Origin of the sequence: Microbacterium sp. ISL-59, from assembly GCF_018613945.1 — a bacterium.
Taxonomy (GTDB): domain Bacteria; phylum Actinomycetota; class Actinomycetes; order Actinomycetales; family Microbacteriaceae; genus Microbacterium; species Microbacterium oxydans_B.
Genome location: NZ_JAGGPG010000002.1, coordinates 1,258,693 through 1,277,312, shown reverse-complemented (window position 1 = coordinate 1,277,312; position 18,620 = coordinate 1,258,693). Strand labels below are relative to the sequence as shown.

General features: G+C 68.4%; 20 protein-coding genes and 2 tRNA genes. 14 read left to right on the top strand and 8 right to left on the bottom strand.

Annotated elements, in window-relative coordinates; genetic code table 11:
* The first annotated feature begins 103 nt into the window (after positions 1-103).
* From J7E45_RS10200 to J7E45_RS10180, 5 genes are all read left to right on the top strand, one after another.
* The gene (locus J7E45_RS10200) at positions 104-1,372 is read left to right on the top strand and encodes a histidine kinase (protein ID WP_167635298.1); all 1,269 of its coding nucleotides are present in this window, start codon (positions 104-106) and stop codon (positions 1,370-1,372) included.
* Positions 1,360-2,049: a response regulator transcription factor gene (locus J7E45_RS10195; RefSeq protein WP_215068953.1), complete on the top strand. Its 690-nt coding sequence runs from the start codon at positions 1,360-1,362 to the stop codon at positions 2,047-2,049. The genes J7E45_RS10200 and J7E45_RS10195 overlap by 13 nt, the downstream gene beginning before the upstream one ends.
* The gene (locus tag J7E45_RS10190; protein WP_215068951.1) at positions 2,046-3,005 is read left to right on the top strand and encodes a DUF4097 family beta strand repeat-containing protein; all 960 of its coding nucleotides are present in this window, start codon (positions 2,046-2,048) and stop codon (positions 3,003-3,005) included. Before J7E45_RS10195 ends, J7E45_RS10190 begins: the two co-directional genes overlap by 4 nt.
* 85 nt (positions 3,006-3,090) lie before the next feature.
* Positions 3,091-3,164, top strand: a tRNA-Ile gene (locus J7E45_RS10185).
* A 26-nt stretch (positions 3,165-3,190) separates the two neighbouring features.
* A tRNA-Ala gene (locus J7E45_RS10180) sits at positions 3,191-3,263 on the top strand.
* 58 nt (positions 3,264-3,321) lie between these two features.
* Here the strand turns inward: J7E45_RS10180 and J7E45_RS10175 are convergent.
* Genes J7E45_RS10175 through J7E45_RS10160 form a run of 4 tightly spaced genes read right to left on the bottom strand, consistent with a single transcriptional unit; the run spans position 3,322 to position 6,262 of the window.
* Complete coding sequence (locus tag J7E45_RS10175) at positions 3,322-3,696, bottom strand: HNH endonuclease (protein WP_029264195.1); 375 nt, start codon at positions 3,694-3,696, stop codon at positions 3,322-3,324.
* 29 nt (positions 3,697-3,725) lie between these two features.
* Positions 3,726-4,157 carry a hypothetical protein gene (locus tag J7E45_RS10170; protein ID WP_215068949.1) on the bottom strand — a complete coding sequence of 144 codons (432 nt, stop codon included), beginning with the start codon at positions 4,155-4,157 and terminating at the stop codon, positions 3,726-3,728.
* Complete coding sequence (locus tag J7E45_RS10165; protein WP_215068947.1) at positions 4,157-5,293, bottom strand: Xaa-Pro peptidase family protein; 1,137 nt, start codon at positions 5,291-5,293, stop codon at positions 4,157-4,159. Before J7E45_RS10165 ends, J7E45_RS10170 begins: the two co-directional genes overlap by 1 nt.
* Positions 5,294-5,350: 57 nt before the next feature.
* Positions 5,351-6,262, bottom strand: coding sequence for a helix-turn-helix domain-containing protein (locus tag J7E45_RS10160; RefSeq protein WP_215068945.1), 912 nt, complete (start codon positions 6,260-6,262; stop codon positions 5,351-5,353).
* A gap of 155 nt (positions 6,263-6,417) precedes the next feature.
* On the opposite strand from J7E45_RS10160, the gene J7E45_RS10155 reads away from it, so the two are divergent.
* The 4 genes from J7E45_RS10155 (at position 6,418) to J7E45_RS10140 (ending at position 11,875) form a co-directional block, all read left to right on the top strand.
* Positions 6,418-7,962 carry an APC family permease gene (locus J7E45_RS10155; RefSeq protein ID WP_215068943.1) on the top strand — a complete coding sequence of 515 codons (1,545 nt, stop codon included), beginning with the start codon at positions 6,418-6,420 and terminating at the stop codon, positions 7,960-7,962.
* Positions 7,959-9,095, top strand: coding sequence for a tyramine oxidase subunit B (locus J7E45_RS10150; RefSeq protein WP_215068941.1), 1,137 nt, complete (start codon positions 7,959-7,961; stop codon positions 9,093-9,095). The genes J7E45_RS10155 and J7E45_RS10150 overlap by 4 nt, the downstream gene beginning before the upstream one ends.
* Before the next feature lie 40 nt (positions 9,096-9,135).
* Complete coding sequence (gene solA, locus J7E45_RS10145; protein WP_215068939.1) at positions 9,136-10,314, top strand: N-methyl-L-tryptophan oxidase; 1,179 nt, start codon at positions 9,136-9,138, stop codon at positions 10,312-10,314.
* Between the two features lie 136 nt (positions 10,315-10,450).
* The gene (locus tag J7E45_RS10140; RefSeq protein ID WP_215068937.1) at positions 10,451-11,875 is read left to right on the top strand and encodes an aldehyde dehydrogenase family protein; all 1,425 of its coding nucleotides are present in this window, start codon (positions 10,451-10,453) and stop codon (positions 11,873-11,875) included.
* A gap of 47 nt (positions 11,876-11,922) precedes the next feature.
* Here the strand turns inward: J7E45_RS10140 and J7E45_RS10135 are convergent, their stop codons facing one another.
* Positions 11,923-12,369, bottom strand: coding sequence for a DUF1801 domain-containing protein (locus tag J7E45_RS10135; protein ID WP_091028115.1), 447 nt, complete (start codon positions 12,367-12,369; stop codon positions 11,923-11,925).
* 117 nt (positions 12,370-12,486) lie between these two features.
* Between J7E45_RS10135 and J7E45_RS10130 the strand changes: the two genes are divergently transcribed.
* On the top strand, positions 12,487-14,082 hold the full coding sequence (locus J7E45_RS10130; protein WP_215068935.1) for an amidohydrolase: 1,596 nt from the start codon (positions 12,487-12,489) through the stop codon (positions 14,080-14,082).
* A gap of 44 nt (positions 14,083-14,126) precedes the next feature.
* Positions 14,127-14,549 (top strand): NUDIX hydrolase, encoded by a 423-nt coding sequence (locus J7E45_RS10125; protein WP_091028127.1) that lies wholly within the window; start codon positions 14,127-14,129, stop codon positions 14,547-14,549.
* Positions 14,550-14,551: 2 nt separating this feature from the next.
* Here the strand turns inward: J7E45_RS10125 and J7E45_RS10120 are convergent, their stop codons facing one another.
* Both J7E45_RS10120 and J7E45_RS10115 read right to left on the bottom strand, forming a co-directional pair.
* Positions 14,552-15,007 (bottom strand): aminoacyl-tRNA deacylase, encoded by a 456-nt coding sequence (locus J7E45_RS10120; RefSeq protein WP_215069768.1) that lies wholly within the window; start codon positions 15,005-15,007, stop codon positions 14,552-14,554.
* A gap of 56 nt (positions 15,008-15,063) precedes the next feature.
* Entirely contained in the window at positions 15,064-15,564 is a 501-nt protein-coding gene (locus J7E45_RS10115) for a hypothetical protein (RefSeq protein WP_029264183.1), read from the bottom strand.
* A gap of 144 nt (positions 15,565-15,708) precedes the next feature.
* Here J7E45_RS10115 and J7E45_RS10110 point away from each other — a divergent pair, with 144 nt between their 5' ends.
* Positions 15,709-16,266 (top strand): peptidylprolyl isomerase, encoded by a 558-nt coding sequence (locus J7E45_RS10110; RefSeq protein ID WP_029264182.1) that lies wholly within the window; start codon positions 15,709-15,711, stop codon positions 16,264-16,266.
* Between the two features lie 21 nt (positions 16,267-16,287).
* Positions 16,288-17,181 carry a rhomboid family intramembrane serine protease gene (locus tag J7E45_RS10105; RefSeq protein WP_215068933.1) on the top strand — a complete coding sequence of 298 codons (894 nt, stop codon included), beginning with the start codon at positions 16,288-16,290 and terminating at the stop codon, positions 17,179-17,181.
* Between the two features lie 280 nt (positions 17,182-17,461).
* Here the strand turns inward: J7E45_RS10105 and J7E45_RS10100 are convergent, their stop codons facing one another.
* Entirely contained in the window at positions 17,462-17,701 is a 240-nt protein-coding gene (locus tag J7E45_RS10100) for a cell division protein CrgA (RefSeq protein WP_091028134.1), read from the bottom strand.
* 103 nt (positions 17,702-17,804) lie between these two features.
* On the opposite strand from J7E45_RS10100, the gene J7E45_RS10095 reads away from it, so the two are divergent.
* The gene (locus J7E45_RS10095) at positions 17,805-18,599 is read left to right on the top strand and encodes a class E sortase (RefSeq protein WP_215068931.1); all 795 of its coding nucleotides are present in this window, start codon (positions 17,805-17,807) and stop codon (positions 18,597-18,599) included.
* The last annotated feature ends 21 nt before the right edge of the window (positions 18,600-18,620 follow it).

Genomic DNA, 18,620 nt, shown 5'->3' with positions numbered 1-18,620 from the left:
CTCGATAGGGCGGAAATCACCTGCGACCGGTTACGGAAAACCCGAAGCGGAGTGTCCGGCTGACTCGGTGTCGTGCGTGTCGGCCCCGCCGTACCTTGGAACCATGACCACTCAGACTGCGACCGCGGCACCCGTCACGGCGGTGAAGCCGCCGTTGCGCATCTTCCTCACGATCCTGCATCTCGCAGGCGTCGGCGCGCTCGGCGGCGCCATCTTCGGCATGCTCGGCGGACTCCTCGGCACCGGCCTCGGGCTCCTCTTCGTCGCCGGTGTCGGCGTCGTGCTCCTCGTCGGCCTCGTATACGCGCTGTACGGACTCGGCTGGTTCGAGGTCGCCCGTGTCGGTGCCCTCTACCGCACGCCGATCACCCCGCTGCGACTGCAGCAGCGTGACCGCCCCGGTTTCGTCGGCTGGCTGCGCTCCCTCGGGCGACAGGCGATCGACCCCCGCATGTGGCGTGCGGTCGCGAACTTCGCGATCTCAGCCGTGCTCGGCTTCATCGTGCTGCGGCTCGCCTGGAGCCTGGTGTGGTCGATCATCATCTCCTTCGCCCCGCTCACCGCGGCGGATGCGGTCATGGGACCGTTCGGCGGCGGAGGCATCCCCGTCGCCTGGGCGCCGCTGGTCGGCATCCTCGGCATCGCGGCCTCGGTGGTCGGGATGATCGGGCTGGCTCTGCTGCACCGCACGCTGTCACTGGCGATCGTGGTCCGCAGCAAAGAGACGGAGCTCACTGAACGGGTCCGCACCTCGACCGCCCAGCGGGAAGGAGCGGTCCGCGCCGCCGACCTGGAGCGCACTCGCATCGAGCGCGACCTGCATGACGGCGTGCAGCCGCGGCTCGTCTCGGTCGGCATGACCCTCGGGCTCGCCCAGCAGAAGATCGACAGCGATCCGGACACGGCCAAGGAACTCATCAACGAGGCGCACACCTCGACCAAGGCGGCCATCACGGAGCTGCGCCAGCTCGCCCGCGGCATCCACGCCTCCGTGCTCGACGACCGCGGGCTCGACGCCGCGCTGTCGGCTCTCGCCAGCCGGTCGCACATCCCCGTGCACCTCGATGTGCGCATGGACGGACGATGCAGCCGTGAGGCCGAGGCCGCCGTCTACTTCTCGATAGCGGAGTCCCTCACCAACGCCGCGAAGCACTCGCGGGCCAGTGAGGCCCGCGTCATCGTGCGACTCCGTGAGGGGAACACCCTCTGGGCGCGGGTGGAGGACAACGGCATCGGCGGCGCGCAGGTGCAGCCGGGTGGCGGCCTCGACGGTATCGCGAACCGCATCCTCGCCGCCGGCGGGACGTTCCGCCTCGACAGTCCGCAGGGCGGACCCACCAGCCTGGAGGTGAATGTACCGTGCGCATCCTGATCTGCGAGGACTCGGTCCTGCTGCGAGAAGGTCTTGTCCGTCTGCTCGAGGACGCCGGCCACGAGGTGGTCGCCGCTCTCCCCGACACGCATGGACTCGAGGAAGCCGTGTTGAACACGACACCGGATCTGTGCATCCTGGATGTGCGACTCCCCCCGACGTTCACCGACGAGGGCATCCGGGCCGCGCTCGGACTGAGGTCCACGCATCCGTCGCTCGCCATCCTCGTGCTCTCGCAGTACGTCGAGGAGCGCTACGCGTCCGACCTGATCGCGGCGCAGGGCGGCCCGCTCGGCTACCTGCTCAAGGATCGCGTCGCCGACGTGTCGGAGTTCCTCGCCTCGGTGCAGCGCATCTCCGAGGGCGCGACGGTGCTCGATCCCGAGGTGGTGGCTCAGCTGCTCACGCGGCGGAACCGCGACGACAGGATGATGCGTCTCACCGAACGGGAGCGCACCGTGCTCGCGTTGATCGCCGAGGGCAAGTCGAACCAGGCGATCGCCGGGATCCTGTTCCTCTCCGAGGCGAGTGTGGAGAAGCACATCACCGCCATCTTCCAGAAGCTGGGTTTCGAGCAGGACGAGTCGGGCAACCGCCGCGTTCTCGCCGCGCTCGCCCACATCGAGAACACCGGTGGCCCGACGCCGCCGACCGGCCAGACAGGAGTGGCACGATGACCACCGACAACAACGGCGCCCCGGGCGAGCACACCCCGCTCACCCCGCCGCCCGCTTCTCCCCCGCCCGCTTCCGCGCCGCAGACGCCGGCACCCCCGACGCCCGCCGCGCAGGCGGCTCCGACGACGCCCCCGCCTGGGGGCTCTGATCGCCGCTCGTCGGGAGCGACGGCGGTCATGGTCATCACGGCCGTGGTCGGCGGCATCGCCCTGCTCGGATCCGGAGGAACGGCCGCCGCAGTTGCGGCCGGGAACATCGTGTCCTCGAGCCGTCCGGACTCGGTGCAGACCGTGGGCGTCGACGGCATCGAGGGGATCGACGTCGATGCGGATGCCAGCAGCATGCGTGTCGAGTTCGGCGATGTGGATGAGGCACAGCTCTCGATCACCAACGGCCGCGGCACCGCATGGACCTTCGACCGGGACGGCGACGAACTGATCGTCCGCAGCCCCGATGGTGTGTTCGGCTGGTGGTTCGGTAACTGGTTCGGCGATGAGGAGATCGCCGTCCTCACGCTGCCGGAGAGCCTGCGCGGCGACGCGATCGATGCCGACCTCAATCTGGACGCCGGCAGCCTGGATGTCGTGGGCGATTTCGGAGTGCTCGACGTCAGCGTCAACGCAGGGTCGCTCGACGTGGAAGGGTCTGCCGCGGAGCTCGATGCGCAGATGAACGCGGGTCGTGCCGACATCCTCCTCGACGGGGTGAGCCGCGCCGACCTCGGTGTCTCCGCCGGCGATCTCACGGTGGAGCTGACCGGCACGGCACCCTCGGAGACGACGATCGAGGTCAATGCCGGAACGCTCGATCTGACCGTGCCGGACGTCGAGTACGCGATCACCCAGGACGTCAGTGCCGGCACGTTGAACGCCAAGGTCGACGAGGGCTCCAGCTCGCGAAGGACCATCGACGTGTCGCTCTCCGCGGGCACCGCGACGATCCGTCCCGGCCGCTGAACACCGTCGAGGGTGGGGACTCTCCCGGGTCCCCACCCTCGATTCGGATTTTCCGTGTTTCTCCGGTAAAGTCTTGGAGGTTGACGGGGCTATAGCTCAGGCGGTTAGAGCGCTTCACTGATAATGAAGAGGTCCCAGGTTCAAGTCCTGGTAGCCCCACCCTTTAACTCAAGAAATTCCCTCACGGGGCCTTAGCTCAGTTGGTAGAGCGCCTGCTTTGCAAGCAGGATGTCAGGAGTTCGAATCTCCTAGGCTCCACAGGATCGAGAAGCCCCCGGCAGTTGCCGGGGGCTTCTTCTGTTCGCCCGGCACAGCCTCACTCGACCGGACGCAGATCGCGCAGGATCGTCGCCTGCCGGACGAGGAACGTGCGCTCGTCGAGCTTCTTTCGGCGAAGCCAGCCGGTCACCTCGTCGTTGTGCTTGCTGGCGTTGCAGGATGCGCAGGCAGGGACGACATTCTCGAGCGTGTAGCGGCCGCCGCGCGAGATGGGCTGGATGCAGTCGCGCTGCAACGCGGCCCCCTCGCCGCCGCAGTAGGCGCATCCGCCCCAGGCATCCATGAGGTCGTGCCACTGGGCGTCGGTGAGATCGTTGTCGACCTTGGCGAGTCGGTTCGTCCGACGCTTGGCGTACCGCGCACGTGTCGCCGGCGACGCGTTGGCGGAGGAGACCTTGCGGGGGCGGCGCATGCGCTGATGCTACCGCGGTGGATGCGGGCTCAACGCCCGCCGCCGCCGAACTTCGAGAAGAAGCGGTCAGCCGCCGTGCGCTGCTCTGCGACGGAAGCGACGGTCGTCGGATCCGCGGGGCTGAACGTGAACACGAGGTCCTGCGGACCAGCGGCGCCGAGCCGGTACGCGCTCAGACCACCACCCTGATCGCGCGCCATGCCACTGGGCCAGACGTCGGCCCGTGCACCGGCGACCCCCAACCGCCACCCGCGCGGGTCGAGTTCTTCCCGCAACAGGCACAGCGCCTCGAAAGCATCGTTCGCCTGCCTCTCGACAGCGCCGAGCTCCGGGGAGTTCACGACCACCACCCACTGCCAGTCATCGGTCTGCCACCAGCTGATCCTCACCTCGTGGATGAGACCGCCGTGGGTGGCGGAGATCTTCTGGGGACTCTGTGGCCGCGCCGGTACGTCGTCCATCAGGAACCGATCGCGTGCGCACCCACCGACACGAGCTCGTGCGGGGCGACGTTCAGCCGCTCGCCGCCGTCGGCCGTGACGATCACGATGTCCTCGATGCGCGCGCCCCACGCGCCGGCGAAGTAGATGCCCGGCTCGATGCTGAACGCCATCCCTTCCCGCAGCACCAGGTCGTTGCCCGGCGCGATGTAGGGCTCTTCGTGCACCGAGACACCGATGCCGTGGCCGGTGCGGTGCAGGAACGCCTCGCCGAGACCCGCGTCCGCGAGCACGTCGCGGGCCGCGGCATCGACCTGTGCGGCCGTCGCGCCCGGACGGACGGCATCCACCGCCGCCTGCTGCGCGCGCACGAGAACCGCGATGCGCTCGGCCGCCTCCGGGTCAGGGCTGCCGACGACGTAGGTCCTCGTGCTGTCGGAGTTGTAGCCGCTCGGCACCGCGCCGCCGATGTCGACCACGACGATATCGCCCTCTTCGATCATCCGGTCCGAGACCTCGTGGTGCGGGTCGGCACCGTTCGGGCCCGACCCGACGATCACGAACTCGACCGTGCGGTGGCCTTCCGCCACGATGGCCTCCGCGATGTCGGCCGCGACCGCGCGTTCGGTGCGTCCGCCCCGAAGCCACTCCGGCACGCGGCGGTGTACCGCGTCGATCGCATCTCCGGCTCGGCGCAGCTCGGCGATCTCCTCGGCATCCTTGATCATGCGTCCTTCGCGGAGCACGGGTGTCGCCAGCTCGAGACGCACTCCGAGACGCTCGCCGATCGGGACGACGTGCAGCGCGGGCAGCGTATCCGAGACGCCGACGCGGGAGACCGTACCCACGGCCTCGGTCACGAGCGCGTACGGGTCTTCGCCGTCGACCCAGTCGGCGACCGCGAGACCGAGCTCACCGACAGCGGTGGTGCGAACCTTCGCGAGCTCCATCCGCGGCACGACGACCGTCGGAGCGATGTCGGGGCCGATCACCAGGGCCGTCAGTCGCTCGATCGTGTCGCCCTCGACGCCCAGCAGATACTGCAGGTCAGGGCCCGGCCCGACGATGATCGCATCCAGCCCGGATTCGGCGGCGAGGGATGCGGCGCGGGCGAGGCGGGCGGCGTACACGGAGGCGGGGAAGGGCAGTGTGCTCACGGGTTCCACGCTACTGCGCGGGTGCTCGCAGCGGCATCCGGTTCCGTGAACGCGGGGTCAGCCGCCACGCACCGCGCGGGGCGGCACTCCGTACTGGGCGCGGAACACACGGCTGAAGTGCGCCGCATCGACGAAGCCCGCACCGATCGCGATCTCGGCGATGGAGCGGTGCGCCTGATACGGGTCGGTCAGCGTGTCGTAGCACCGCTGCAGTCGGCGCCGTCGGATGACCGTGGAGACCGAAGCGCCCTGCTCACTGAACATCGAGTGCAGATGCCGCACCGAGATGTAGTGCGCCGCCGCGATCTGGGACGGAGACAGCTCGCTGTCGGCGAGGTGCACGTCGATGTACGTGAGGATGTGCGTCAGCGTCGTGGAATGCGCGCTCACCGGCCCGTCGGTCGCGACGAGGTTCGCCTCCAGTACCGTGCTCAGCATGTCGACCGCGGTCCGCAGCATCCGCCGAGCGATGCGGCTGTCGAGGTGGTGCGCCCCTTCGGCGAGCGAGCCGAGGTAGGGACCGACCATCGCGCCCAGCGCTCCGCCGGCGTTGAGGCGCGTGGCCGTGATGCGGCTGGTGTCCTCCGCGGGGATGTCGAGGAGGACTTTCGGGAACATCACCACCGACATCTGCACGGCGTCATCGAAGAGCAGGGAGTACGGACGGTCGGTGTCGTAGAGCGCCATGTCGCCGCTGCCGAGCGCGGTCTCCCGCCCGTCCTGCACGATCATGCCGCTGCCGCGTTCGATGCGGGAGAACTTGAAGTACTGCTGCGGGGCACGGGAGATGAGCGAGGGGGTGCGGTGCACTCCGTGCCCGTCGGCGTCGATCGCGAAGACGTGGATGTCTCCGGCAGCGGTGGCATCGATCGCACCTCGGAAGCGATCCTGCTCCGGCGCGGTCACATCCAGCGCGACGACGGCGCGGGAGACCGCATGGCGGTAGTCGAGGAACGACAGACTCTGCATCAGGGCTCACCTCACTGTGGCCGATCATATACGATGCTGCATTTTAGCATTCGGGCGCTGTGCCCGCGTAGACAAGTGTTCTGCTCTCGCCGTCAATCGACGACGCCGCCCCGTGGCGAGTATGAGGACTACCCGAGCATCGAAGGAGCTGTGCCATGGTGACGTCCACTCCCACAACGTCGACGACGAGAACGGCCGAACATCGGCGCCTCGGCGTCTTCGCGGTCGCGTTCATGATCATCGCCGCCTCCGCGCCGCTCACCGTGCTCGCCGGCGGGGTGACGAGCGCCTACGCGGTCACCCACGTCGACGGCATCCCGTTCGGCTACATCGTGCTCGCGGTGGCCCTCGGCATCTTCGCGATCGGCTACGCCGCCATGAGCAGGTTCGTCACGAATGCGGGGGCGTTCTACGCATACGTCGCGCAGGGGATCGGTCGCCCGACCGGCGTCGGGGCGTCGGTGCTCGCGTTCCTCTCGTACAACGCCATGCAGATCGGCATCTACGGGATGCTCGGGTTCCAGATCAGCTCGTTCATCGAGTCGAAGACCGGCTGGGCGAGCCCCTGGTGGGTCTGGGTCCTCCTCACGATCGTGCTCGTCGGCGTGCTGGGAGTGCACCGGGTGGATCTCTCGGCGAAGGTGCTGGGAGTGCTCGTCGCGCTGGAGTTCGTGGCGGTGATCGTGTTCGACCTTTTCGCCTTCGGGAACCCGGCCGAGGGATTCACGGCGGCACCCATCACCCCGTCGGCGCTGTTCGTCCCGGGGGTCGGGGCCGTGCTCGCGTTCGGCATCGCCGCGTTCATGGGCTTCGAGTCGGCGGCGATCTACGGCGAGGAGTCGAAGGATCCGAAGCGCACCATCCCGCGCGCGACGTTCCTCGCGGTCTGCGTGTCCGGCATCTTCTACGCCATCTCCTCCTGGGCGCTCGCGCTCGCCGTCGGCCCGAGCAAGATCACCGACCCCGCGGGCATCTCGCCGGAGGAGGCCGGTCCCCCGCTGTTCTTCAACTTCGTCGCCGAGCACCTGGGCGTGATCTGGGTCGACGTGATGTCGATCCTCTTCATCACGAGCCTGTTCGCCGCCCTCGTCAGCTTCCACAACGCGGTCGCCCGATATGCCTTCTCGCTCGGCCGCGAGGGCGTGCTGCCCCGGGTGCTGGGTACCGTCCGCATTCGCAGCGGTGCGCCGTGGGCAGGGTCGCTGCTGCAGTCCGCGATCGCGGTCGTCGTGATCGTCGGCTTCGCGATCGGTGAGCAGGGCTGGAACCCCGAGAACGGTCCGTACCCCGTGATCACGCTCTTCACCTGGCTCACCAACCTCGGCGCGTTCGGACTCGTGCTGCTCCTGGTACTCGTCTCGGTCGCCGTGATCGGCTTCTTCCGCCGCGATCAGCGCGGAGTGGGCACCGGCAGCAGGCTGGTCGCACCGATCGTCGCGTTCGTCGCGCTGGCGATCGTGTGGGTGCTGATCCTTCTGAACTGGGATGTGCTGCTCGGTCAGGCCGAGTCCACGCCGACGACCTTCATCCTCCCCGCCGTGCTGCTCGTGCCCTCCGCCCTGGCCGTCGTGTGGGCGCTGTGGCTGCGCAGGGCGAGGCCCGAGGTCTATCGCCAGATCGGTCACGGCACGGAGCTGCCGGAGGCTCCGCTCCTGGGCGAGCCGGAACCGGTGGTCGACGCGACGAGAGGAAACCCGTGAGCACGCCTGACACCAGACTGACCTTCCGGTATCTGTCGGAGCCGGACACGATCGCGGCGGGCGTCACAGACATGGGGCTGTGCGTCGACGTGATGGAGGAGACCCTGCGTCTCGTCGACGCCGGCGACTACCGGATGGGCGGACCGGACGGGAACTCGCACGGTTCGATGGTCACATTCCCCGCCGAATCCGCCCACGACGGCATGCCGCTCGACGGACCGCATCGCCGGATGATGGCGATGCCGGCGTACCTCGGCGGCACCTTCCAGACGGCCGGATGCAAGTGGTACGGATCGAACATGGCCAACCGCGAGAACGGCCTGCCGCGTTCGATCCTGATGCTCACGCTGAGCGACAAGGACACCGGCGCACCTCTCGCGCACATGTCGGCGAACCTGCTGAGCGCCTATCGCACGGGCGCCGTCCCGGGAGTCGGTGCCCGCCACCTCGCGAACCCCGATGCCCGGAGCGTGGGCGTGGTGGCGCCAGGCGTCATGAACCGGACGACGCTCGAAGCCTTCGTGGCCGTGCGCCCCGAGCTCGACACCCTGAAGGTCGCCGGCCGCAGCCGATCGAGCATCGACTCCTTCGTCGAGTGGGTGCGGCGCGAGTACCCGCAGTTCACGACGGTCACGGTCGTCGACAGCGTGGAGGACGCCGTGCGCGACAGCGACCTGGTCACGATCGCCCCCACGACGCCGGCCGGCTCGGCGAACTACGTACGGATCGAGAAGCGCTGGCTGAAGCCGGGCGCGCTGGTGAGCCTGCCCGCCGACATCATGATCGACGACGAGCTGCTCCGCGGAGCGCGGCACGTCGCCGACTTCCGCGGCCTGTACGAGGCGTGGAGCGAGGAGGTGCCGCACCCGGCGCACGAGCACATCGGCCTCCACGGCATGTACCTGCTCGACCGCATCCGTTCGGGAGACGTGAGCGACGAGGTTCTCGAGAACCTCCCCGCGATCATGAGCGGCGAGGCCGAGGGGCGTGGGAGCGAGGACGAAATCTTCCTCTACTCCGTCGGCGGGATGCCGGTGGAAGACGTCGCGTGGGGAACCGTCGTCTACCGGCGCGCGGTGGCAGAAGGTATCGGCACGGAGCTGCTGCTCTGGGATACCCCGGCTCTCGCATGATCGGCGTGCGTCCCCCATCGTCTTCTCGTCAGGAGTCCCCATGAGTGCGCAGGTCAGGAAACGGATCGTCATCGTCGGATTGGGCGCGGTGGGTGCGCTCGCCGCATGGCGACTGTCGCAGCGCGACGACGTCGAGGTCATCGGCATCGAGCAGTACGGCAAGGTGCACGACCGCGGCTCCTACGCCGGCGAATCCCGCGTGTTCCGCACGGCCTATCACGAGGGCGGGCGCTACGTGCCGATGCTCCAGGAGTCGCGGCGGCTGTGGCGTGAACTCGAGCAGCAGTCGGGACGGGAGCTCTACCTCGAGGTGGGTGCGCTGTCGATCGCGCAGCCCGACCGCGTGGAGATGCGCACGACACTCGAGACCGTGCGTGAGTTCGACCTGCCGCACACGCTCTACGACACCGAAGAGCTGCGTCGCGCCCACCCACAGCACAACGTGCACGACGGTGATGTCGGGGTGCTCGACCACCACGGCGGAGGCATCCGTCCCGAGGTCTCGCTGATGGCCGCGCTCGATCTCGCCGAGGCCGCCGGCGCGCAGCTGCACTTCCACACCCCGGTGCTCGCGATCGAAGAAGAACCCGGTGGCGTCGTGGTGCGGACCCCGACCGAGGCGCTCCGCGCTGACACCGTGATCCTCGCCTCGGGGTCTTGGTCGACTCGACTCGACGGTCGACTGCGTGACCTGCTGCGACTGCAGGTCCTGGGACTCACCTGGTTCATGCCCACGGACATCGCCGCTTTCCTCCCTGAACGGTTCCCCGCGTTCCTGCGCGACGTCGGCCCCGTGCACTTCTTCGGAGCGCCGAGCCTCGACGGCTACTCGATCAAGGCGAGCAGCAACCCGACCTGGCCGGTCGCCCGCGATGTCGACGAGGTTCCGCGGGAGTACACCCGGCACGAACTCGTGAAGATCGGGCAGCAGGCGAAGGAGTTCTTCCCGTCGTTGAACCCCGAGCCCGTGCGCTCCAGCGTGCATCACTGCGCCTACACGCCCGATCGCACCCCGATCGTCGACGTGAGCGAGAGCGAGCGAGTCGTGACGGTGACCGGTCTCTCGGGCCACGGCTTCAAGTTCGCGCCCGTACTCGGGGAATGGGCCGCTCGGCTCGCCACGCAGCCGGGCGACGCCGGCATCGACCCGCACTTCTCGCTGGCCGCCCACCTCGACCGGTTGGCGACCGTCGGTCCGTACCGCGGCGGCGGTCACTGAGCCGCGTTCCGGGCTCCGCTGTTCGGTCACGGACCGACAAGCGCGCCGCACGGGCAGTCAAACCCCGCTCGACCGCCGAGCACAGACTCGAACTGCGCGATGAACCTGTCGCGCACCCCATCGTGAGGAGACAGTGATGTCGGAGAACGCCCCGGTTCTGGACGAGGCCGCCCTGCTGGAGCGCGTCGGCGCCCCCGAAGGTCGGGGTCGCGAAGTGGTCGACGCGGCGACGCGCGAACCGATCGGACGAGCACCCGTGCACACGGTCGACGAGCTCGACGCCGCGGTCGCGCGGGCGAAGGCGGCTCAGCCCGGGTGGGATGCACTCGGCCATGCGGAGCGCAGTGCGCTTCTGAACCGGGTGGCCGATGCGATCGACGCGAACGCCGAGCCGCTCGCCCGGCTGCTCTCCCGCGAACAGGGCAAGCCGCTCAACGGTCCGAACGCGCGCTTCGAGGTGGGTGCCTGCTCCGCGTGGCTGCGCACCGCCGCTGCCACGCCCCTCGAGCCGGAGACCGTGGTGGACGACGGTGAGACTCATGCTGAGCTGCACTACCGCGCGATCGGCGTGGTCGGTGCGATCGGCCCGTGGAACTGGCCCCTCATGATCGGCATCTGGCAGATCGCTCCGGCGCTGCGCATGGGCAACACGGTCGTCGTGAAGCCGAGCGGATACACGACACTCAGCGTGCTGGCGCTGATCGAGGTCATGAACCAGGTGCTGCCCCGCGACGTGCTCATCGGTGTCGCCGGTGATCGCGAGGTGGGGGCCAGGATCGCGTCGCACCCCGACATCGGCAAGGTCATGTTCACGGGATCGACCGCGACCGGACGCAGCATCGTCGAGAGCTCGGCGCAGAACCTCGCCCGCCTCACGCTCGAGCTGGGCGGCAACGACGCCGGGATCGTGCTGCCGGGCGTCGACGCGACGGCGATCGCGCAAGATCTCTTCTGGGGCGCGTTCATCAACACCGGACAGACCTGTGCCGCGCTCAAGCGCCTGTACGTGCACGACTCCGTCTACGACGAGGTCGTCGACGCGCTGGCCGATGTCGCTCGGCAGACCCCGATGGGCAACGGCCTGGATGAGCAGAACGTGCTCGGTCCGCTGCAGAACCACGCCCAGTTCGAGATCGTGCGCGACCTGGTCGACGACGCGGCGCGCAACGGCGGCCGGATCGTCACGGGTGGTGCACCGGCGACGGAGCTCGGAGAGCTCTTCTACCCGATCACGCTCGTGGCGGATGTGACAGACGGGGTGGCCTTGGTCGACGAGGAGCAGTTCGGACCCGCACTGCCGATCATCCGTTACACCGACGTGGATGACGCGATCGCCAGCGCCAACGGCCTCGACGTCGGCCTCGGCGCATCAGTCTGGGGGGAACGTGAGGAGGCCCGCAAGGTGGCCGCGCGCATCCAGGCCGGAACCGTGTGGATCAACTCGCACGGCGGTGTGCATCCGATGATCCCGTTCGGGGGCCACAAGTCGTCGGGCTACGGGCTCGAGTTCGGAGTCGAAGGGCTGAAGTCGGTCGCCGTGCCGCAGATCATCAACGGCTGAGCGAGAGGTGCGCGGTCCGTCGCCGCGCACCTCTCCTCGCCGCGCGGTCAGCTGATCGCGACGCGGATGCGCTCCGCGAGGAACTCCAGATCGGCCTTCGTGAGGTCCGTGACCGCGTACGCGGTCGGCCAGACCGTGCCGTCGTCGAGGTTCGAGATGGGCTCGAAGCCGAACGTGCCGTAGCGCACCTTGAACTTGCTCGCGGGCTGGAAGAAGCAGAGCACCTTGCCGTCGCGACCCCACGCCGGCATGCCGTAGTAGGTGCGGGGCACGAGCTCGGGCGCGACCTCGGAGACGAGGGCGTGCAGCTTGTTCGACAGCGCCTGATCCTCGGGAGTCAGCTTCTCGATCGCCTCCTTGATGTCGGCCTCCCCCGCAGCGCGCAGCTCCTCGGGCGACTTCTTCGCGCGGGAGCGACGGGTGCGGGCCTCCTTCGCGGCGGCCTGCATGGCCTCGCGTTCCTCGGCGCTGAAGTTCTTCTCTTTCTCGGCCATGGTCGGTCCTCTCGATGTGCTGCCGGGTGTGGGACTCAGACTACGTATGCTCGGCCGCGATGTGCTTCTTGATTTGTGATCGATCCTCCACGGCACCGTGACTGCCAGACTGGCGCCATGACGACAGTCTTCACCGGCCGCATCCGTCCGCTCTCCCCGAGCGCTGACGCCGAAGTGGAGGCGATGGCCGTCGACGACGGCACGATCGTCGCGGTCGGGGCGGCGGACGACCTCCTCCGCCGCTTCCCGGATGCCGAGACCACAGCCCTCGACGGCTGGGTCATGCCCGGTCTGATCGAGCCGCACGGGCATCCGGGATTCTCCGCGATCCTGCTGTCCGACCTCGTGGTCGACCTCCGTCCCGTCCTGATCCCCGAGGCGGAAGGCGTCCTGGCCGCGCTCCGAGCGGCGGTGGCGGATGCCGGGGACGAAGCGGTCTTCGCAAACGGGTGGGATGCTCTGCTGCAGCGCGGACTGCCCGACCCCGACATCCACTTCCTCGACGAGCTCGCGGGCAGCGTGCCCCTTGTCGTGATCCACAACTCCGGCCATTCCGTGTACTTCAACACCGCGGCCGCGCTCGCCGCGGGCCTCGATCGGAACACCCCCGATCCGGTCGGCGCCTCGTTCGGCCGCGATGCCGCAGGGGAGCTCACGGGCGTCGCCCTCGAGGCCGCCGCGGTCGAGCAGGTCGTGGCGCCGATGCTCGCGAAGGCGCAGCAGCACCTCCCCCGGATCCTCCCCGCGCACCTGCACGACCTCGCATCCCGCGGCATCACCACGGTGTCGGACCTGTCGTGGAACCCCGAGCTCAACCCGCTCATCGACGCCCTTCGTGCGCAGGGTGCGATGCCTGTGCGGCTGCGGTGGTACGAGATGTCCCGCCCCGGCGGAGTCGCGGCTCCGCGCGGAGAAGACGATCCCGTGTTCCGGCAGACCGGGGTGAAGACCTGGTCCGACGGTTCCCCGTGGGTGGGCAACATCGCCACCTCTTTCCCCTACCTCGACACCGCGGCGACCCGCTCCCTCGGACTCGAGCCGCACCATGTCGGGCACGCGAACTACACGGCCGAACAGCTGCGGACGATCGCCGACCCCTATGCCGCCGCCGGCTGGCAGCTCGCCTGCCATGCGCACGGAGACCGCGCTATCGACGCGACCCTCGACGTGTATGAGCAGCTCATCCGGCAGCACGGGCTCACCGACCACCGCTTCCGGCTCGAGCACTGCGGAGCCATGACGCCGGAGCAGTTCGAGCGCGCGGCATCCCTCGGCGTCACCGTCAGTCTCTTCGTCGACCACATCACCTACTGGGGAGAGGTGCTGGTCGACGACCTCTTCGGCCCGGAGCACGGCGGTGCGTGGGCCGATGCCGGTGCCGCCTTCGCCGCCGGTCATCGGGCGACCTTCCACAACGACGGCTGGGTCACCCCCAACGAGCCCTTCCGCAACATGGCCGTCGCCGAGACCCGCACGACTCGCAACGGATACAGGATGCCGGGCGGCACCCCGGTCACGCGCGAACAGGCACTTCTCGCGCACACCGCGAACGCGGCCTGGCAGCTCTTCAGCGAGCATGAGGTCGGCACCCTCGCCCCCGGACTCTTCGCCGACTTCATCGTGGTCGACCGTGATCCCCTCACGGTCTCGGCGGAAGACCTCGCCGAAACTCAGGTGACCGCGACCTATGTGAGCGGCGCCCGGGTCGTCTGACATGCGGTCATCCGGGGTCTCCGCCGCCGGATAGTGTGTGAGCCATGGACCTGCGTGTAGCGGCGTACGCGGTCGTCACCGATGACGACGGGCGTCTGCTGTTGGCGCGGTGGATCGACGGGCGTCGCGTCGCGTGGACCATGCCGGGAGGCGGACTCGAACCCGGTGAGTCCCCGGAGGATGCGGTGCGCCGCGAGCTCCGGGAGGAGACCGGCTACACCGTGAAGGTCGGCGAGCTCCTCGGCATCCACTCCCGGGTCATCCCCGCGGGACGCCGCGTGCAGAAGGCCGCGGATCCGCTGCACACGCTGCGCATCGTCTATCGCGCGCAGGTCACGGGCGGCAAGCTGCGCTTCGAGACCGATGGCTCGACCGACATGGCCGAGTGGTTCCCCTTGAAGTCCGTGGCCGAACTGCAGCGGGTCAAGCTCGTCGACATCGCGATGCGCATGGCCGGCATCCTCTGAGGTCAGCGCTCCTCGGGAACCGAGATGTCGGCGACGGTCGCTCCGTACGCGGCGATGAGGTCGTCGGACTCGACGAAGAGGCTGTAACCGTGAGCGCCGGCACCCATCGCGATGCGCTGACCCACGATGGACTCGTCGGCGTAGATCGGCCAATCCGTGGTGCTGCCGATGGGAACGATGGTGCCCCGCTCGTAGCCGGTCGCCTGGAGCGCGAGCTCGGGCTCGGGCAGGCGCAGCTTGTTCACGCCCACCAGGGCGCGCAGCTTCGGCCACGAGATCGAGCGTCCGCCGGGCACGAGCGCGAACAGGAAGGTATCGTCCGAGCGCTTCACGACGAGCGTCTTCACGATGCCCGACGGGGGGATGCCCAGCAGCTCGGCCGCCTCGAACAGGCTGCCGGCCGCAGGGCGTTCGCGGATCTCGATGTCGAGTCCGTGCGCGGCGGCGGCCTCACGCACCCGCGCATGCCGATCGCCCCCGCCACCAGAGGCGACGGAGGCGAGATCAGACGGGGTCACGCGTCGGGCGCGGCGAGCGGGTCGTCCGCGACCCAGAGCTCGTCGTCGGCACGCAGCGCCTGCCATGCGGCGTAGAGCACACCGACGGCCGCGGCAGCACCGAGGATGATCGCGATGACCGAGCCGACGCCCGGGCCCGACTTCTGCGGCGCGGTCGCCTTGCGCACCTGCACGGCCACACCGTGGCGCTTGGCGTTCGCGACGTCCCACGCGGTCAGCGCCGTACCGACGACTCCGCCCACGATCGGGACGAACTTGTCGTCGACGACGTGCTTGCCGAGCTTCACGCCACGGTCGACGACCGGGGCGACACGGCGGTTGTACGTGTCCTGGATGACCGGCACGACCTGCTCGCGATTGATGTTTCCGAGCTGACGTCCGGCCTCGCGGGCGACATCGGCGGCGTGACCGACGAGCACCTGCTGGTTCTCCCAGAGCTGGTTGGCGTCGTTCTGAAGACGACGCAGTTCCTTCTTCCGCTTGCGGCTGAGGCTCACGATGCTCTCCTGTCCATTGGAGTACGGGTTCCCCATCTTGCCACGGGAGGCTGGATACCGGGCGGGAATCGCCCGGCCCTTGCGCTGTCGGCGGATCCGGGGTACGCCGGGCGAACTCACCGAAAGCTCTGCGAGAATGAGGGCATGGCTCACGCTTCCCACGTCGCAACCCTGCACACCAACCACGGTGACATCGTCATCAACCTCTTCGGCGATCACGCACCGAAGACGGTCAAGAACTTCGTCGGCCTCGCCGACGGCACCCAGGAGTGGACCGATCCCGCCACCGGCAAGCCGGGCGAGGGTCCTCTCTACAAGGACGTCATCTTCCACCGCATCATCCCGAACTTCATGATCCAGGGCGGCGACCCGCTCGGACAGGGCGTCGGCGGTCCCGGCTACAACTTCGACGACGAGATCAACATGGAGCTCGACTTCAACAAGCCGTACATCCTCGCGATGGCCAACGCCGGCCTTCGCCGCAACGCCATCACCGGCAAGCCCGAGGGCACCAACGGGTCGCAGTTCTTCATCACCACCGACCCGACCCCGTGGCTTCAGGGCAAGCACACGATCTTCGGCGAGGTTGCCGACGACGCCTCGCGGGCTGTCGTCGACAAGATCGGTGCCGTGCCGACCAGTGGCGGAGACCGTCCGGTCGAGCCCGTCGTGCTGCAGTCGATCGACATCGTCGCGGCCTGACGACAGCTGCGGCCGATCCGGATGACCACGCCTGAGTTCACGAGCAATCGCGACAACTTCTGCTACCGGCATCCGGATCGGCAGAGCTTCGTGCTCTGCCAGCGGTGCATGCGCACCATCTGCCCCGAGTGCCAGACACAGGCGCCCGTCGGCGTCATCTGCCCGGAGTGCATGAACGCCGAGCGCAAGAACCGCACCCCCGCGCAGAAGAAGGCCCAGCGTCGGTGGGGTGCTCGCAGCGGCGGCACCATGGCGATCGCCCGCAGCGGCAAGCCGATCGTCACGTACATCCTGCTCGCCGTCACGTCGTTCATCGGCCTGGTGCAGCTGATCCCCGGGATGAACGGGCCGATCACGCAGGCACTCGCCTTCTACGCGCCGTATCTCTACCCGAACCTCTTCGGCGCGAGCTTCGAGCCCTGGCGCCTTCTCTCCGTGCTGTTCGTGCACGGCGGCTTCATCCATCTTGCGCTGAACATGCTCGCCCTGTGGATGCTGGGCCAGAGCCTCGAACCCATGCTCGGTCGCGCCCGCTTCCTGGCCCTCTATCTGATCAGCGGCCTTGGCGGATCGGTGGCGGTCGCTCTCCTCGCACCCCTGGACCCGACGGTCGGCGCATCCGGTGCGATCTTCGGAATGCTGGCCTCACTGTTGATCATTGGCCGCCACATCGGCGCGAACGTGACCGGGATCCTCGTGATCCTCGGCATCAACTTCGCCTTCGGCTTCTTCGCCGGTGGCATCTCCTGGCAGGCGCACCTCGGCGGTGCGATCGTCGGCGCCCTGGTGGCCCTCATCTACACCCGCACGAGGCGTCGCGACCAGCGCACCTGGCAGATCGTTCTCCTCTCCGCGCTCGTCGTCCTGTTGATCGTCATCGTCGCGTTCATCCCGCCGCTGATCATTTTGTCCTGATCCCGAGTTGTTAACAGGGTTGTTAACCCCTGTGAATAACACCGGTGTAATTCTCCCCAGGCTGTGGATAGATCTGTGGATAACTTTCGCTCGGTTCGGCTTGTGGGTCGGGCGCGGGGTCGTTCCCTTCGCTCGCAGAGCGGGTCCCTCCCGCTTCGCGGGGCCCTGCCGATGCTCGCTCCGGGAACAACCCCGCGCCCTTGCCTGAGCCGTCCCTCACTCGGAGCATGAAGAAAGGCCCCTCGCTGTGCGAGGGGCCTTTCGGGAAGAAGGAGTGGCGTCAGCGCCAGCGAGTGGTCATCAGGAAGCCGATCAGAGCGATGCCGAGACCGATGGCCAGGTTCCAGTTGTCCAGCCCCGGGATCGGGAACTGCATGCCCGAGATGTAGAAGACCAGAATCCACGCGAGACCGAGGAGCATGAAGCCGATCATCACCGGCTTGAACCACACCGCGTTGGGAGCGGCCTCGCCTTCGGCGCGCTCGACAACGGGTTCTTCACTCTTACGGTCACGTGCCATGCCGTCATTGTACCCATGACACCCATGAGCCGCCGAGTCCGCAGCGAGCGAGGGACGGCGGGCTCACCGACAGCCGTTCAGCGTCCCGGGATATGATCGCGGCATGACTGCATCCGTCGTGCCTGGGGGGCGACGCCCGCGGCGAGAGCGACCACGCTCTCGCGCCACGTTCGCGAGCGTGTTCGGCGAACTGCTCCTCACCGCCGGAGTGCTCGTCCTGCTCTTCGTCGCGTGGCAGATGTGGATCGGCGACATCATCATCAGCGCTCAGAAGAACGACGAGGGCGCAGCCATCTCGCAGGAGCTCGCACAAGGCGAGGCGCCTGAGCTGCCGCCGGTCGTGGAAGAGGACGACGGCACCACCGCCTATGTGCCCCCGGTGCCCGCAGCACCGGCGGACGCCACATGGTTCGGGCAGATGCACATCCCCCGTTTCGGAGCCGACTACAACTTCGGCATCTACGGCGGAACGAGCCGTGCGCGAACCCTGGATCAGAAGGGCATCGGCGTCTACAAGGACTCGAAGATGCCCGGCGAGGTCGGAAACTTCTCAATGGCCGGACACCGCACCACCTGGGGCAAGCCGTTCAACCAGCTCGACAAGCTGCAGCTGAACGATGCGATCGTCGTCGAGACGCCCGACGGCTGGTACACGTACCGTTTCCGCACGCTCGAATACGTCAAGCCGACACAGACCGATGTGCTCGCCGACGTGCCGCAGATGCCGGAGCAGCAGACCGGAGAGCAGTACATCACGCTCACGGCTTGCTCCCCGCTGTACTCCCTCGCGGAGCGCATCGTCGCCTACGGGGTGTTCGAGAGCTTCCAGCCCCGCGCCGAGGGACTTCCGACCGCGCTGACCGACCCGCCGCCGCCTCCGGCCGCCCCATCGGTGTGACCGTGGACGCTCACGAGGGAG